The 16,864-nt window shown below is 56.6% G+C and carries 14 protein-coding genes; 3 read left to right on the top strand and 11 right to left on the bottom strand.

The genetic code is table 11. The features are described 5' to 3' along the window. The first annotated feature begins 223 nt into the window (after positions 1-223). Positions 224-571, top strand: coding sequence for a hypothetical protein (locus AC0L6S_RS01390; protein WP_473426632.1), 348 nt, complete (start codon positions 224-226; stop codon positions 569-571). A gap of 7 nt (positions 572-578) precedes the next feature. On the opposite strand, the gene AC0L6S_RS01385 is transcribed toward AC0L6S_RS01390, so the two are convergent. The 5 genes from AC0L6S_RS01385 to AC0L6S_RS01365 all read right to left on the bottom strand — a co-directional run bounded on the left by AC0L6S_RS01385 (position 579) and on the right by AC0L6S_RS01365 (position 7,505). Then, complete coding sequence (locus tag AC0L6S_RS01385; RefSeq protein WP_473426631.1) at positions 579-3,701, bottom strand: HzsA-related protein; 3,123 nt, start codon at positions 3,699-3,701, stop codon at positions 579-581. Positions 3,702-3,982: 281 nt separating this feature from the next. Next, complete coding sequence (locus AC0L6S_RS01380; RefSeq protein ID WP_473426630.1) at positions 3,983-4,888, bottom strand: hypothetical protein; 906 nt, start codon at positions 4,886-4,888, stop codon at positions 3,983-3,985. Positions 4,889-4,963: 75 nt separating this feature from the next. Continuing rightward, positions 4,964-5,302 carry a hypothetical protein gene (locus AC0L6S_RS01375; protein ID WP_473426629.1) on the bottom strand — a complete coding sequence of 113 codons (339 nt, stop codon included), beginning with the start codon at positions 5,300-5,302 and terminating at the stop codon, positions 4,964-4,966. Between the two features lie 224 nt (positions 5,303-5,526). Continuing rightward, positions 5,527-7,122 (bottom strand): acyl-CoA ligase (AMP-forming), exosortase A system-associated, encoded by a 1,596-nt coding sequence (locus AC0L6S_RS01370; protein ID WP_473426628.1) that lies wholly within the window; start codon positions 7,120-7,122, stop codon positions 5,527-5,529. 140 nt (positions 7,123-7,262) lie between these two features. Next, the gene (locus AC0L6S_RS01365) at positions 7,263-7,505 is read right to left on the bottom strand and encodes an acyl carrier protein (RefSeq protein WP_473426627.1); all 243 of its coding nucleotides are present in this window, start codon (positions 7,503-7,505) and stop codon (positions 7,263-7,265) included. 439 nt (positions 7,506-7,944) lie between these two features. On the opposite strand from AC0L6S_RS01365, the gene AC0L6S_RS01360 reads away from it, so the two are divergent. Then, positions 7,945-9,327: a KamA family radical SAM protein gene (locus AC0L6S_RS01360; protein WP_473426626.1), complete on the top strand. Its 1,383-nt coding sequence runs from the start codon at positions 7,945-7,947 to the stop codon at positions 9,325-9,327. A gap of 27 nt (positions 9,328-9,354) precedes the next feature. Further along, a complete protein-coding gene (locus AC0L6S_RS01355; RefSeq protein WP_473426625.1) occupies positions 9,355-10,668 on the top strand; it encodes a pyridoxal phosphate-dependent aminotransferase in 1,314 nt (437 codons plus the stop codon). 58 nt (positions 10,669-10,726) lie between these two features. Here the strand turns inward: AC0L6S_RS01355 and AC0L6S_RS01350 are convergent, their stop codons facing one another. From AC0L6S_RS01350 to AC0L6S_RS01325, 6 genes are all read right to left on the bottom strand, one after another. Continuing rightward, positions 10,727-12,178: a lipopolysaccharide biosynthesis protein gene (locus AC0L6S_RS01350; protein WP_473426624.1), complete on the bottom strand. Its 1,452-nt coding sequence runs from the start codon at positions 12,176-12,178 to the stop codon at positions 10,727-10,729. 111 nt (positions 12,179-12,289) lie between these two features. Next, positions 12,290-12,700, bottom strand: a complete 411-nt coding sequence (locus AC0L6S_RS01345) for a hypothetical protein (protein WP_473426623.1) — start codon at positions 12,698-12,700, stop codon at positions 12,290-12,292. An 81-nt stretch (positions 12,701-12,781) separates the two neighbouring features. Next, positions 12,782-13,378 (bottom strand): D-sedoheptulose 7-phosphate isomerase, encoded by a 597-nt coding sequence (gene gmhA, locus AC0L6S_RS01340; protein ID WP_473426622.1) that lies wholly within the window; start codon positions 13,376-13,378, stop codon positions 12,782-12,784. Then, positions 13,360-14,391 carry a GHMP family kinase ATP-binding protein gene (locus AC0L6S_RS01335; protein ID WP_473426621.1) on the bottom strand — a complete coding sequence of 344 codons (1,032 nt, stop codon included), beginning with the start codon at positions 14,389-14,391 and terminating at the stop codon, positions 13,360-13,362. Before AC0L6S_RS01335 ends, gmhA begins: the two co-directional genes overlap by 19 nt. A gap of 2 nt (positions 14,392-14,393) precedes the next feature. Continuing rightward, positions 14,394-15,611, bottom strand: coding sequence for a TIGR04063 family PEP-CTERM/XrtA system glycosyltransferase (locus AC0L6S_RS01330; protein ID WP_473426620.1), 1,218 nt, complete (start codon positions 15,609-15,611; stop codon positions 14,394-14,396). Continuing rightward, positions 15,611-16,819 (bottom strand): TIGR03087 family PEP-CTERM/XrtA system glycosyltransferase, encoded by a 1,209-nt coding sequence (locus AC0L6S_RS01325; RefSeq protein ID WP_473426619.1) that lies wholly within the window; start codon positions 16,817-16,819, stop codon positions 15,611-15,613. The genes AC0L6S_RS01330 and AC0L6S_RS01325 overlap by 1 nt, the downstream gene beginning before the upstream one ends. Between the last annotated feature and the right edge of the window lie 45 nt (positions 16,820-16,864).

Below are 16,864 nucleotides of genomic sequence, written 5' to 3'. Positions count from 1 at the left end.
TACTCACAGGTTAGCACAACGCTGGGGGCAGGGAGGCAGGGAGTCAGGCAAAGGGTCAGATTCCTTAGGTCAACGCAGTCACTTCCGCCGCAAAAAGGTGAAACAACACGCACAACTGTCGTCTTAGGCCATAAGAATGGCGCTTTTAGCCAAAAAGAGTTTTGCTTTGCCCCTGTACCATGATAGCTATAGCTAATATCCCCAAGAGACAAAGTGGGCTGACATGGGCATTCTGAACAAACTGGTACTTGCGGCACTGCGACTCAAAAATCCTGTCGAGGCGAAGCTGGCTGCTGCAGTCGCTGAACTCGGCCGTCTGATCGAGCGCGATACATATCGACTCTCAGAACAGGAACTCGACCAGTTGCTTTGCTACGGGGATTACCTTATTCAGGTCTCCAAGCTCGAAGGGGCCAGAGTGGCCCAGCCCAGCATCGCTGAAGAAAGGACGGCGTGCCTGGCCCGTCATGCGGTGCGCGATATGATTCCCGACACCTTTTTCCTGCAGATCTTATTGAAAGAGGACATGCCGCTGGCAATACCTCTGGAGTGCCGAGCCGCACAGAGCTGACGCCGCACTACTGGTAAGGCGCCCCATGATCGAGCCAGTCCTTGAGTATCACCCTCTCCTCTTTCGAAATCCCGGTATCGGGATGCCCTGTTTTGTAATCGATATCCCAGTTGAACGTGTCATTGGTCCTACCGTCCATACGCTTGTTGTTGGCGTACCAGTACAGCGGTGATTCCAGCGCAAACTTGGAGACGAAGCGGCTGGTGAGCGGCCGCCACAGGGAGTTATCACGCACGCCCGGCGTTACCGGGACGACAGGCAGCCACGGTTTGAAATCGCGCTGCTGCGTGTCCCAGACAACCCTCGAATACAGTAGTTCATCGTTTTCAAAGCCGCTATGACAGCCGCCGCAGGAACGCGTGATAATGGGTTGCACTTGCGCGAACTTCGGCAGATCGTGGGGCGTCCCCGCTTTTAGCGTCGTTTGCGCGGCGAGCGTACTGGCAAATCGTTTAACTGCCGGGACCTCGCCGAGCTCGGCAAAGCGCTCCTCGGAGTGGGCATCGTGACAGCCGTGACAGGTTCTAGTCTCACCGGGGCGCAGGGAGTGCAGCATATCGTCGTGGGCGATTACCTCGCCATTGGCATTCTCACCGCTCATCATCAGGGGCGTATCGCAGGGTACTTCCATCTTCACCGAGCCATCCGCTTGCAGCGGCACCCTCTGGTATCCCTTTATGTCGCGAAAACCCAGGGTGTTCATCGTCATCTTGTACAGTTCGCTATTGCCGTTGTAGCTGATATCCCAAAGTTCGGGAAGTGAGATGGACAGATACTTGATGTTGTTTGCAAAATAGTTCGGGTTCTCTGTCTGCGGCTGCACCGCGCAACCCTGCCATGCACAGCGCTGGGTGGAAGCCGCCTGCGGGTGTGAGCCCGGCCGCGCATAGAGTTCCGATTGACGCGCATCTACCACTTGCAGATAACATTTTCCCGGCGTCAGTGGTTCTGGCCTGTGGGGTGCGTGTTGTCCAAAGAGTTCCTGATAGGTTTTGATCGGCTTGGCGTCCCACACCTGGTAGTTGGGATCATCCACTACCGGCGTCATCTGCGCGGGGTCAAATGGGTTGGTTGTGGTGGGAAGCTCGCTGGTCGCGCCTGCCGGTGCGTTTACTCGCATGATAGTTCTACGGCATACCGAGTCGTCCCCCAGCCACTTCTTCGTTACCTGCGCGCCTGTCGCGACGGCATAGCACTGCCCCCTCGCATGCGTGATCAGGAAGTGATCGGCATCCAGTGCCGCCGGATAACCGGCCTTGCCGAATGAGCGATCCGGTAGGCCGTGGCCCCGGTACTCGAAACCCGGTTGGGCATCGCCTGATTGCCCCCAGGGAGTCAGTGACTTGAACGACGATGGCAGAAAGGTGCCGCTACCGGGCGCATTGCTGGCCGGTTGCAGATAGGGGTATTGGATACAGGATGCCTTGCTGCATCCTTCAACATGCGGGTGACCGTAGTCAAAAGCGTACACTGCGCCGTTGCTGCCATTGTGGTTGGAACGGTAATAGGTGGTGAGCGCCAGCTTGTTCTTGAAAATCTCTGCCACTGAGCGCAATCCACGGATTTCCTCAAACCCTATCAAGCCGCCTTTGGTTTTGCTTACGCCTCCAATCGTAGGCGCTGTGGGTAGCCAGCCTTTCGTCTTGAGAATATTCTGTTTGTGGCCGTGCAGTTTCACTGTCATATCCGCGCCGTTGCCATCCACACGGCACAGCCACATCAGGTTGGGCAGCGCGACCTGTATATTCTGGCCGGGGTAGAACCCCTTGTCGGCGTGTGCGTTGTAGCAGGAGTACACCACATCGCCGTTGGCCATCACCTCCGGTGACAGCGCGTTGAGATCCTGCGGCCCCCAGTTAACGGCCTCGGTGCCATCGATGTTCATCTTCCACAATTGCATCGCCTTGCCCGCCGGCCCGTAGGGATAGGTCTGGGAAACGCAATATGGAAAATTGTTGCAGTACTTCAGATGCTGGTTCCCACCCTCGCGATTGGGCCACTTGCCAGCGCGATTGGACACGAAGACGAGTTCGGTGTTGGACAGCCAGGCCGGCTGTCGGTCTATCGCCTTGGGCACATTGTCATAATTCTCGGCACAGCCGCCGCCGGGGTGATTGCCGATGGGGGTATTGGTTTTTGTCTCAATATCGTAGATGTAAAGTTGCGCACACAGCAGTGGGGCGAGTTGCTCAATGCGGCCGTTAAACTGCGGCAGAATCCCATTCTTGCCTGGCGCGGCAAAGCCCACGCTGTACACAATTTTTTTACCATCGGGGCTGACACGCGCTTCCTGTGCAACACAGTTGAGCGCGTCGTTGCCGGTGCAGTCGAAGATCACCTCCGGTGTACTGCCATCGAGCGGATCAATCACCACGTCCGCCTCGGCCAGCAGATCGTTGATGCGGCGCACATCGGTTGCGTACTGGAAATTGGCCACCTCGGAATCGGCGGTGTTACCGGGTATCGGTGCGGATTTGTAGGGCTGGCGGGTGTAAACCAGGGCTGTGCCCTTCATGTCAGCCGGCGGCACGACTTTCGCGGTGGGCGCTGCTGTAGATTTAACGGGTACCGCTTTCACTGGTGTCGCCGAGGACTGTTTTGCAGCGAGCTTTCCCGCAGCGGGGAGGGGCACATTTTTTGTGGCGGGGGCCGGTTTTTTCACCGCGGCTTTAGCCTTGGCCGGCGCTGGCTCTGACAGCGGCAGGCTATCTGCTTCACTGCCTGCTTCACTGCCTGCTCCACTGCCTGCTCCACTGCCTGCTCCACTGCCTGCTCCACTGTCTGCCGTACTGTCTGCCGTACTGTCTGCCGTACTGTCTGCCGTACTGTCTGCCGTACTGTCTGCCGTACTGTCTGCTTTACTGGCGGCGAGAACGCGCTCGGCGAGCGATGCAGCACCCGTATCAGTGTCGTTATCGACATCGGTAGCTTCCGGGTTGTCACCCTGCTTGATGCGCTTGAACTCGTCCCAGGAATTGACATTGGCTACGGTGTAGCCGGCGGGGACCGAAGTCGACCCAATCGTGAACACAAAAGAGTCGTCAGCCATAGCCGAGAGTGAAAGCACAGGACACACGAGGAGTGGCACCAGTGCCCAGCGCAGCGATACAATATTCAGGGGCTTGAACATCCGGTCATTCCAAAGCAGACAAACATTTGGCACGGCACCCTATGGTAAGCATATCTGCAAAGCATAACAGAACATCGCAATCACCTCTGCCCATGGCCGGGAAATGGGCAGACACGATGGCAGCAGTTGCAACGGAGGTCGAGGCGACAACAGCAGTCTGGCGAAGTGTTGCTAAAGCCTGCGCCGAGTTAGCTGCACATACAGTACAGGGACGACCATTGGGTATTGCTCCCAACAGATACCCCCCGCAGGCCGGCTGTCAGCAGAGCGTTGAATACCGTTTACTGAACGAGGCGGTAGAACCAGCTTCCAGTCGATGCTGACTCTAATTGCGCCGAAACAAGACCCATGTAACAGCCGAACTGTTGCTGGTCGCCCGTCGTCAAGAATTTATGGGTACTGGTGTCGGAAACCCAGCCTGAGATTATCGGACCAAACTCGAAAGTCGTTACAAATGTAAATACATCGCCGAGATTACTGCAACCGCCCCCATATGACCGAATAAACGGCTCCACCTCCGCCGAGGTCGCCCATCTCCACCCTCTCAAATCTACACCGTTGAGTTGCCCCCGGCACAGCGGCAGGCCGTGTATAGGGGGGCAGACCTCGTGGACATCCTCCCAGGTGAGATTAAGGAAATCGATGGGCTGCGCCCATTCCTTACCATCGGCAATGTTGGAGTTCGGCAACGGATTCGGACAGCCAAAACCGTCCTCGTCCGGCCAGGTCAACGGACAATTGTCTTCCGTATCATTGCGCCCGTCATCGTCATCATCGTTATCATGCGGGTCCAGAATGCCATCGCCATCGGTATCGATGCCCAGATACTCAAACTCCGGCATCAGGTAGACGGTTTTGAACCCGGCCAGCGCTGCCCGGGTATATGCGCTGTCTTCAATTTCAAGCGTACAGACAGGGTCGGTTGAGCCACCGCATTTGAACCCGTCGCCTTTATTCCATTGCACGAACCGGTAACCGGGCTTTGCGCTGGCGGTAAAGGTTTCACTGAAGGGAAGCGTTACGGCAGAGAGATCGAATGTGCAGTATTTGCCTTCAAGAGCCGCATCACAGTCGCGCGCGCCGGACGCTGACGCCACCATTCCCCCCGGGGGAACCACCACATCAAGTTTGCAACCGGTTAAGGTGAGCGCGGCACAGGCGGCCAGCAGAAGGTGTGTCCTGGTCATGATAGTTCCCTTATCGAAGTGCAAGCACGGGGCTCACTGGCAATCCCTGCGCGCGACGACTGCAATTGCGCAGTACTAGCTGCGCACGGTCTCCCCGGCACGGGTCAGGCGAGCACTGTTGCAAACGGCAAAAGTACCGCCGAGTGCGGCACAGGCTCGGAAGGTGATATTGTCTGGCTCGTAATTACCGACTACATGTACCTGCTCGCCGTTGACGATAACGTTGATGCCATTGAGCCCGATGGCCGCCATAGAGACTTCCACATTGTTAAAAGGCTCCGTCAATGTGGCTCTTTCATCCTGAATATCTACAGTGATGCCGATTTCATCGCCCATGAACCGGCCCTCGACAGGCTTTCCATCGAAGGTGGCCGTCGATTTGGGGTCGATGCTGACAAATACCGGTATACTCATTCAACTACTCCTAAACTGTAAATTGGGCGCATCACTGCTCATGAGCACGACAGGATACCACCGTATCTCGGACGAATTGAATTATTGGATAACATTTTGCGGCGAAGTGCCACCTTGATATACCGGCAGCTTTCACAGAAGCGGGTGTGGCCCGGGCATCAGCAATCGCCGGCACAGACACCCCAGAAGGTGCCGATACTGACTGGCTACGCGCTTATACCAAACTAGCTGTCGCCCGTCTCAAAATGCGCTTTATACTGCACCGACAGCTTCGCCCTATCTATTTTGCCGTTCGGGTTACGCGGCAGATCGCTGCTCAGCTTAATATGCTCAGGCACCATATAGCTGGGCATTTCCTTGCGGCAGAGTGCGAGCAGCGCCTCGACATCGACCTCGTCATTGGCGGGATCTACCAGCAAGACGATAGCCTGCCCCAGTTCGGGGTGCGTGACACCCAGCGCCACCGCTTCGGCGGCAAGCCCGGAGGCGAAGATGATTTCCTCTACCTCCGTAGGGCTGACCCGGTACCCGGATGTCTTGATCATTTCGTCTTTTCGGCTTTCAAAATAGAGATAGCCGTCGGCATCCATGCGCATCTGGTCGCCCGACCACACGGCAATCTCGGGCAGCGGAATACCGGCCGGTTGCCCCGGTGCGGGGCGAAAACGCTGCGCCGTGCGCTCGGGATCATTCCAGTACCCCCTGGCAACCAGCGACCCCCTGTGAACCAGCTCGCCGGGTTCATCCGGCGCGCAGCGCGTGCCGTCTTCACGCACAATCATCAGTTCGACATTGGGTAGTGCTTTGCCGACACTGCCGGGGCGCTGATCGATCTCGGCGGGCGGCAGGTAGGAAGACCTGAATGCCTCGGTAAGCCCGTACATCTGGAAAATGACAGTGTCGGGCAACTTGGTGCGCAGTTTGTCGAGCGTGGAGCGTCTGGCCGCACCGCCAGAGGTGGTGATATAGCGCATCGTTTTGCGCGCGCTTTCCGGCCACTCCAGCACCGCCAGCTGGTTCCAGATAGGCGGTACAGCCGAGATGCCGGTCACCCCGAATTTATCCACTGCCGCAACTACTTCCTTGGCCAGCAGGTAGTCCATCAATACAACTGACGCGCCGACATAATAGGCTGTCGTAAGCTGTGTGAGCCCATAGTCAAAGCTGAGTGGCAGCACCGCCAACAGGCGATCACTGGCCGTTAACTCTAGAAAGTCAGCCGAGCTCTCGGCGGCAGCAACCATATTCAGGTGCGACAGCACCACCCCCTTGGGTGACCCCGTGCTACCCGAGGTGTAGAGAATGGCCGCCATATCTGAATCTATGCGCCGGTGCGGTTTGACGGGCGGTGTATCGTGCAATTCCTCCCAGGTGAGCGTTTTGATTGCGGGGATTTGCAGCGGTTCTTTTACCTTGCCTGTCAGTACTAAAAACTCAAGATCGGGACACTCGGGCAGGATTTCCTGAAGCTGCTTGGCGCGGCTCGCAGACGTGATCAGAACGCGGACATTACAGTCGCGCAGAATATGCGCAACCTGCTGCGCCTTCAGCATGGGGTTGACCGGCACTGCCACGCCACCCGCTGCGGCTGCCCCGAACACGCCGGTTACCACCTCCACCTGTTTCGGAAGATAGATTGCCACTCGCTCGTCCGGGTTTAAGCCGAGCCCACAAACACTCTCAGAGAAGCGATCTACCCCTGCGGCCAATTGCTCAAACGTCAGGGCCTCCTTTTTGAAAAGCAGCGCCGTTGACTCCGGGGTTGCTTCCGCCGTGGCGTAGACCAGGTCATGTAACAACCGCACGCGCCTTGCCTTCATTGCTTACTCCAGTTTATCTCTGAACAGATGGTAACTTCACTTTTCCATGCGGGATGATTCGCGGAACCGCGATGCCAAGCGCACGATTTTCTGCGCGGTGGTGACACTCCCTATGACATGCGGAAGTCGCTGACACACTGTCAGCTGTCGAGGCCCTCGATAAACTCAGCCAGATCGCCAACGGTGGCGAAAATATCGGTGGTGATATCCTCATCGTCGATAACACAATCCAGTTCGTCTTCGATCGAGCCGATAACACCGACAATCGTGAGCGAGTTGAACTGCGGATAGTTGCCTAGAATCTCCGTGTCTTCTGTCAGCTCATCCAGTTCCAACTGCAGATTGGTCGCAAGCACTTTCTTTGCCAGATTCAAGGCTTCCACAGACTACACCCCCTTTATTGTAAGAACGTTACACCCACACTCGATGGCAGAGAATGCTCATCTGCACCAAGCATCACACTATATTTTGAGATGAGAGAAATACATACCAATAGGCTATTGATTATGTGCGCTAGATCGCAAACCAGAAGATTCTGGGGAATCTACTAGAAAATAAGTCGACTCTACTCTACCATTCGGGTATTGCTGTACTGAACTGAGCATATTCTGCAGGAAGGTACATTGCAACGGTCGCGCTAGAATTATTCTTGTGTCTCGTTGATGGTCGAACGCAGGCCTCTTCGATACTCAAATTGCGGTAATGCTGAACGGTGGTTTCCAGAACCGGGTTTGCACCCCGCCTGACAATCGACTGTCTCTAAAAATCCACAGTCGCACCACCAATAACAAGCCGCATATCTTTGGACGGACGGAAGGACGTATGAACCACATTTCAGTATTTGACGGAACCGAGACTGACAACGTCATACCGACCAGCATCCTGTCGCAGTTCAAGGTTTACACACACAAAGATATTGACGATATACCACAATTGGACGCTGTCGACAGTGCGGCACTTTTTGAAATGAAAGTGGTTTCCTCCATACTGCCATTTCGGGTTAATCAGTATGTGATCGAAAACCTGATCGACTGGTCCAAAGTGCCGGATGATCCCCTGTACCAATTAACTTTCCCGCAGCGGGATATGCTACCCCCACAGCTGTATCAACAAATGGCACAGCTGGTTGAGCAGGATGCGCCGCGCAAAGAGATTCAGGCATTGGCCACAAAACTGCGCACGCAACTCAACCCACAGCCAAGTGGCCAGCTGGAAATGAACGTACCGCTGGATAGCAACGGCAAACGCCTGAACGGCCTTCAGCACAAATATCGGGAAACGGTTTTGTTCTTCCCGACACAGGGGCAAACGTGTCACAGCTACTGTACGTTCTGTTTCCGCTGGGCACAGTTTGTCGGCGATGAAAACCTTCGTATGGCTTCCACGGATACCGCCGAGCTTCACACATATTTAAGAGAGCATCAGGAAGTCAGCGATCTGCTGGTAACAGGTGGCGATCCTATGGTGATGAAAACACGGCATCTGGCAGCACTGCTGAAACCGTTGACAGACCCGCAATATGCCCATATTAGAACAATCCGTATCGGCACCAAGTCACTGACATTCTGGCCGCAGCGCTTCGTCAGCGACAGCGATGCGCCGGAGCTGCTGGAGCTGCTCTCGCACCTGGTGAAGTCCGGCAAGCACGTGGCCATCATGGCGCACTTCAATCACTGGCGAGAGCTGGATACCGCGATCGCGCAAAACGCCATCGAACTGCTGCGCCAGACCGGAGTGGAGATCCGCAGCCAGGGGCCAGTACTGGCCCATATCAACGACGACGCAGACAGCTGGGCCAAAACCTGGGGCATGCAGGTGAAGGCGGGCATCATCCCCTACTACATGTTTGTAGAGCGGGATACCGGTGCCAGACAGTACTTTGAAATGCCGCTGGCGAAGGCCTGGTCGATCTACAGCGGCGCAGTCAAGCAAGTGTCCGGACTGGGACGCACAGCGCGCGGGCCGGTCATGAGCGCCTCGCCGGGGAAAGTCGAAGTTCAGGGCGTCGCTGAAATACACGGTGAAAAGGTATTCGTACTGCGGTTTCTGCAGAGCCGCAACCCCGACTGGGCCTACCGACCATTTTTTGCACAGTACTGCGAAAAAGCCACATGGCTCGACCAGCTCAAACCCGCTTTCGGCGAGAAAGCGTTTTTCTTCGAACGCGAGTACAATGAGATGCAGCAGGCTCGCCACATCAACTAATCGCGTCCTTCTCATGGCAGGATCGACATGCCCAACAAACCCGGACTCACCTCCCACCTGAACCTCAATGTTCGCGGTTTACCTATCTCAGCAACGCTGGGGATTAATGAGCGCAGCCACCAGCTGATCAAGGAAGGCAGGCGCATCTATAAACTCGGGCTGGGCCAATCCCCTTTTCCGGTGCCGGACGTGGTGGTGAACGCGCTCAAGGAAAATGCCTTCCAGAAAAACTACCTGCCCGTGTTGGGCCTGCCCGAACTGCGCTCGGCCGTCGCCGAGTACTACCAGCGGACGCAAGGGCTGAGCTTCGCGGGCGAAGATGTCATGATCGGCCCCGGCTCCAAAGAACTGATGTTTATCCTGCAGTTGGTGTACTACGGTGAGCTGGTGATCCCCACGCCGAGTTGGGTATCGTACGCGCCGCAGGCTCACATCATCGGGCGGCAGATCAAATGGCTGGAAACCGAGGCGAGAAACAACTGGAAGGTTACGCCGGAGAACCTGGAAAAACTGTGCAGCACAGACCCCGACCGCCCTCGCCTAATAATACTCAACTACCCGTCCAATCCCCACGGCTATACCTATTGCAATAGCGAGCTTGAAGCTATTGCCGCAGTGGCCCGCAAGTACAGCATGCTAGTACTCGCTGACGAGATCTATGGCGAGGTTCACTTCCTGGGTGAGCAGACATCTATCGCCCAGTTCTATCCGGAGGGCACTATCGTCAGCAGCGGTTTGAGCAAGTGGTGCGGTGCGGGTGGCTGGCGCCTCGGTACGTTCACGTTTCCGGCCCAGCTGCAGTGGCTGAAAAATGCGATGGCGACAGCGGCCAGCGAGACCTACACATCGACGTCCGCGCCCATCCAGTATGCTGCTATCAAAGCCTTTGAGGGCGGACCGGAGATTGATGAATACCTGTTTCAATCACGTCGGATACTGGCACATTTGTCCTACACACTGGTAGGGCGCCTGAACAGGGCCGGGTTTGATATTGCACCGACCCAGGGAGGCTTTTATCTGTTTCTGGATTTCGAAAGATTCCAGCCGGGCCTCAGCGGAAAGGGCATTGGGAATAGTGTTGAACTGTGTGAACAGTTACTGAATGAGACCGGTGTGGCGTTGTTGCCGGGGGTGGCTTTCGGCCGGCCGGCGTCTGAGCTGACCGTGCGAATTGCGTTTGTCGATTTTGACGGGGGCCTGGCACTGGAGGCGGCGAGCCGCATCCCTCGGGACGCGCCTCTACCGGATACTTTCAGCGAGACCCACTGCGCTGATTGCGTCGCAGCCATCGATGCCATCTGTCATTGGGCCAGTGCTCTGCCGGAAGCGCCGACCCGCTGACAGCGCTGGCACATGCCAGCGCGTCTTCTACCGCCGCGCAAAACCCCATTGCCCCCTTCTAAGGTTGCTTTTGTGGCACACCGCCCCTGAGCTTGATCACCAGGTTGCGCACCTCCACGGTGATCGGGTGATCAAACGCAAAGATCGACGCAAACCACGTTACCGCAGCACACACGCCAATCGCCATAAGCCTGAACAGCGGCACCTCCCAGGTCGCAGTGGCATTCGTCATCCCCCAGATTGCCAGCGCCAGGAAAAAGGCCGTAAGTATGGCCGGCCACAGCGCTTTCAGGAAGGCCAGTGGACGCAGACTGAAATGCTGCCTGGCCATGGAGAACACCAACCCGACCTTCACCAGCGCCCAGACGATGAGAGCGGCAGCGGCTGCCTCCAGACTGATCCCGACCCACGCCGCCAGCGCAACGACACGCACCAGTTGGGATATCACAATGTATCTCAACCCCTGACCGGGACGCCCCTGTGCAATCATCAACTGTTCGAAGAAGATTGTCGGCGCGAAAAACAAACCGGCGATGCACAGCACCTGCAGCACGGTACCCGCTGCAGTCCACTGATCGCCGTACATGACATTGATGACATCATGGGCATTCAGGCCAAGAAAGACAAAAAACGGCAGCAGGAAAATTGAAGTGAACTTGACGATAGTAATATAGAGTTCGCCGAGGTCAGCCTTCTCATGCTTGGCCTTTGACAGGTACGGTAGGATTACCGGTCGAATACCCTGCGTGAACGCGTACTCAAATAACCAGAACGTACCGTACGCGCGGGAGTAAATACCCAGACTAAACAGGCCCTGGGCGCGGCCAATAATAAGCTCTGTCGCCGCATCACTGCCGCGATTGACCAGATCCATCATGCCGACCTTGAGCCCGAACTTACACACCTCTCGCAGATGGCTGGTACCGGGAAGCCACGGCAGCCCAGCGGGGCGGAAAAACAGTGTCAGGGCAATCGAGGTGACCGTCGACGCATTCGCGGCCCAGGCGATGGAGAGATAACTGGCACCCAGATAGGCCGCCGTGACACCCACAACCAGCGTGACAAACGCCGCACTGACATTGATCACAGCCAGCTTGTCGAACGACATATTGCGGCGCAGCACCGCATCGGCAATCGAACCAAACGGCAGTAAAAAGAAGTTCAGCGAGAGAAAGCGCAATACCGTGGTAATGCCAGAGTTCTCGTAATAACCGCCCAGCCAGGGCGCTGCGACTATCAGCAGCAGGCCGATTGTCCACGAGATGGCAAGTGTGACCGCAAAGGCTGAGCGCAGGATGCCGTCATTGAGTTTTTCGACCTGAACGATGTACTGTCCGACGCCAAAGTTGCGGAACAGGTAGCCGATAATGACTACGGAAGCCGCAATACTGTAGATGCCAAACTCTTCAGGCGAGAGCAGTCGAGCCAGTATCAGACTGGATACCAGCCCCAACAACAACTCAACATACTTGGCACTAAAGAAGATAGTGACAGACCGACGAACGCTCACGCCACCGCCTGCCGCTGAAAGGATTCAAAAGCTATCAACACAAAAATTTACACCTGCACGAACAATAATTCAGTAGACCACAAAATACTACGCGGTTAAATGAGCGATATATTATAAGGATGTTTTCTCTGTTAACCGACGGCCGAGGAAACTGCGGCGATTACGCATGCTCCAGAATTCCGACTCGTCCGACTCCTCTACCGGCCCCAGCCTGCGATCGTGATCGCCGCTGCGTCGATCTTCATGGTACCGGTAACGGCACCGACACTGCGCCGCATTGCATTTTGCCAATGGTAGCGGCGGCGCCCCCTCCCGCAAAAATCGCTGCTCGGCGATTGACCGTGCGGCATTACAACTACCGGATGTGGTTTCAATGGAGACCGCACGAAACGGGTGGGAGGCTGCAAAGCCCCTTCTTCTGTCGTGCTTGCGATTATTCGGGTGCGCGGACCGGATCAGGCGCAACCTGAACAGGACCAGCAGCCCCAGCATCATCGCGACAATAAGAATAGTAAGCTGCATTTTGATCTCCAGCGGAGCGCTAGCGCTTCATCTACTGACGCTCGGACAGCTTACTCCAACGCGCGTTACCAGCGCAAATCGCTAGCGGGGGTCCTCAAATAACGCCAGCTCCACCATCGCACACAGTGTATGCCCGATTACAATATGCGCCTCCTGGATCCTGGGAGTATCGTCGCTGGGCACACACAGGCAGTGATCGCACAGATCGCGCATTTTACCGCCGCACTGGCCAGTGAGCCCGATGGTCGTAATACCCTTGAGACGCGCCGCCTCCAGTGCCATCAGAATGTTCGGGCTGTTGCCGGAGGTCGATATCCCCAGAAAGACATCGCCGGGCTGGCCATTTGCCTCCAGTTGGCGACGAAATAGCTGGTCATAGCCGTAGTCGTTTCCGACAGCCGTAAGAATAGAAGTGTCGGTGGTCAACGCCAGTGCAGGCAGCCCGGGCCGATCGAAATTGAACCGGCTGACAAACTCCGCCGCGATATGTTGGGCATCGGCCGCGCTGCCGCCATTCCCTGCCACCAGCAATTTGTTGCCCGCCTCATAGCGGTCGATCAGCAGGTGGCCCATATCCGTGATCAGCTGCATAAACGCGGTATCATCGAGAATGCGTTGCTTGACCGCGACTGACGCCTGAAATTCATTGACGACGTAACTCAGGTCGGGACGTTCCATGCGCTGGCTCCATGTGGTTCAAACTGAAAGGGAACGACATCGCCGTCCTGTTGATTCAACGCCCGGATCAACTGCACACGCTCTACCGGGTCGACAATAAATACGATAAAGCCACCACCGCCGGCACCGGAGACTTTCCCGGCCCAGGCACCGGCATCCAGCGCCACGCGCATGATCTCTTCGATGTGCGGGTTGCTGATCTTGTCCGCGAGGTTGCGCTTGGCCTCCCAGCTGCGACCGAGTATTTCACCAAAGCGCCGGATATTGCCACGCAACAGCGCGTCCTTCATCGCGCTCGCATCCTGCTTGAGCTGGTGCACCGCCTCCACAGACTTGCCCTGCCCCGACTTGAAGCTCTCGATCTGCTGCGCAATGATCATATCGGAGGAGCGGGAAACACCGGTGTAATAGAGTACCGTGGAGGCCTCCAACTCGCTCAAAATCCATTTCTTGATGCGCAAGGGGTTGACGGTAACCCGGTTCTGCTCGTGAAATTCCATAAAGTTGACGCCGCCAAAAGTGGCGGCGTACTGATCCTGTGCCCCCCCTCTGAGGCCGATATCCTGACGCTCAATCTCAAACGCCAGATGCGCGACATCGTACTCACCCAGCGGCAGGTGCAGCAGTTCGGCAAACGCTGTCAGAATCGCCACCACCATAGTGGATGACGACCCCAGGCCCGACCCCGCCGGGGCGTCTGAATGAGTACTGATTTTCAGCGACAACGGCTCGCCGTCATTGAAGTCGCGCACGATACGGTTGTACACGCCCTTGTGCAGATCCAGCAGTCCATCGTAGCTGTAGCTCGGCGCTGAGGGCGCGGTAAATATCTCCTCGCGATCTGTCGCGACAAACGTAACCGAGCCGTCATCGCAGGGCTCTATCGTGCAGTACGAGCTCAGGTTGATTGACGCATTCAGGACAGCACCCCCGTAGAGATCGCAATAGGGGGCTACATCACTGCCGCCACCGGCCAGACCGAGCCGCAGTGGTGCCTTTGACCTGATTAACATGACTAAATCTCTCCGGGTACGAGTCGCTGATAAACGGGTTTCAAGTTTGCCACGCTGTTGACCCAATTGCGTTCATTTTCAACGAAATCGCGACCCGCCTCACGAATAGCAGGCCAGCTTTCCTCCCGATCGAGCAAATCCAGCAGGGAATTGACCAGGTCATCGAGATTATCCGCCTTGAACAAGGTCCCGGTGATGCCGTCGCGCACCAGTTCTTTGTGCCCACCCACATCCGAGGCCAGGAACATACTTTTCTGCGCCATCGCTTCCAGTGGCTTTAGCGGGGTAACAAGATCGGTCAGGCGCATCGATTTACGCGGGTAGACCAGCACATCCGTCACCGAGTAGTAGCCCTCAACCTCCTCATAGGGAACGCGGCCCGTCATGATGACGCTGTCCTGCAATCCCAGTTGCGCGATTTGCTGCTTGATGTCCTCGGATACCTGCCCACCACCGACCAGCAACAGCCGGATATCAGGGCGCGCCGCCAATAATCTGGGCATCGCCGCCACCAGTAAATCCAGACCTTCATAGGCATAGAACGACCCGATGAAGGCAATCACCTTCTTTCCGGTGAGATTCAGGCGCTGCTCGATCTCGGGATTGCGGTCACCCACCGGCTGAAAGCGGCTGGCATCGACCGCGTTGGGCACTATCGAAATTTTCTGCGGATCAATGCCCCGCGCGATCAGGTCCTGGCGGATACCGTCACAGATACATGTCACTTCATCGGCGCGCTTGAGCACCCAGGTTTCCATCGCTCTCGTCAGGCGATAGCGCAGCCCGCCCTCGCGGCTGGTGCCATGACTGACGGCGGCATCCTCCCAGAAGCCGCGAATTTCGTAAACCACCGGCAAGCCGAGCGCCCTGCCCGCCCGGATCGCGGCCACACCGTTCAATGCCGGTGAGTGCGCGTGAATGACATCCGGCTTCTCCCTGCGCGCCACCTCGATCAGGCGTTTCGTCAACACACTGATCACCGACCACTGCCCGAGTACTGGCAATTTTTCCAGCAGGCTTTCTGCCCCCTGACAACGATAGAACGCCAGCCCGTCGACCTCTTCAACGGGAGGCACCGATTTGCCGGGGTTGTGTTTTGGCCCGGTTACCTGCGTGGTCTTCCACCCCAGCGCGCGCTGTTCATTCAGAATGGCGCGCGTACGGAAGGTGTAGCCACTTTGCAGTGGGATGGAGTGATCAAGTACGTGTAACACGTGCATTACTGAACACCCTCTTCGTTAATCAGAAATTCTTCCATACGTCGCAGGTTGGTATCCCAGTTGTAATATTCCAACACGCACTCGCGGCCAGCAGTGTTCATTTGCCGCGGTTGCGCCAATAACGCCAGAGCAGCAGACGTCATCGCGGCGGGATCATTGGCCACCACGGAGAGTACACCCGGATAGTCCACGATGCCGGTCATTGCATCCTGCGTGGCGAGTACCGGCAGTTTCATCGACATCGCTTCCAGCGCCTTGTTCTGGATACCGCGGGCAATTTGTAACGGCAGACAGGCCGCGTGCGCATGATGCAGGTAGGGGCGCACATCGGGAACTCCCCCGGTCACCCGGACACCGGGCAACTTGTCGAGTTGCAGCACTTCATCGGTCGGTTTCATGCCGACGATACAAAAGAGAAAATTCGGTTCGCGCGCAAGCAATGACTGTAGCACGTGCTCGCAAAACCATTTCACTGCGTCGACATTCGGCCAATAATCCATCGCGCCGGTAAACACCAGCACCTTCTGCCCGGGTTGGTAGGGATTGTCAAATGGCAGTGCCGAATCGAAATACGCACTGTCGACGCCCTGTGTTCTGAAATGGACTTTCTCGGCACTTTCCGGCGCCAACTGCCTGAACAGTGCGGCCTCTTCCTCAGAAACAAAAATACTGACATGCGTCGAGGCCGCCATCTCGCGCTCAAAGGCCAGCAGTTTATCGGCCTCACGTTGATACAGCCAGGACACCGGCCAGGGCTTCGCCTGGGCATAACTGCGCCATTTTTCGCTGTCGACATCCTCGGCATCGAAGACTACCGGCACATGCGCGGGCAACAGGCCTTTTACAAAGCGCCCCATAACGCCGCTGAAAACCAGTACGGCATCCGGACACTCCCGCTCAACACTGCTACGCACCCAGTCCTGCAATTCTGCATTGTCGTAATAACTCAGGCTCAGGGCCTGCCCGGTCAACAGACCGGCGATGCTGCCCGTCACCCGTTTGCGACTCGGCAGATCGACGATACAGCTGTCCTCACACTTTTCCTTGACGAGATCGACGTATTGCCAATCCTCAGGGTCGTCGACGAATGTGCCCAGATGCACGCGCCAACGACCGGAAAAGTAGTTGAGCATATTATTGGAGGAAATCTTGTCGCCCTTGTTGGGGGGAAAAGGCAACCGGTGAACCAGGTACAGCAATTTTTTCATTCTGTTTCTTTTCAGATTGACTGCAGCAAGGTGTATCCTTGCCCC

This window comes from Halioglobus sp. D3-4, assembly GCF_055809315.1.
The sequence above is the reverse complement of the archived record's forward strand: the minus strand, read 5'-3'. Positions and strand labels throughout refer to the sequence as shown.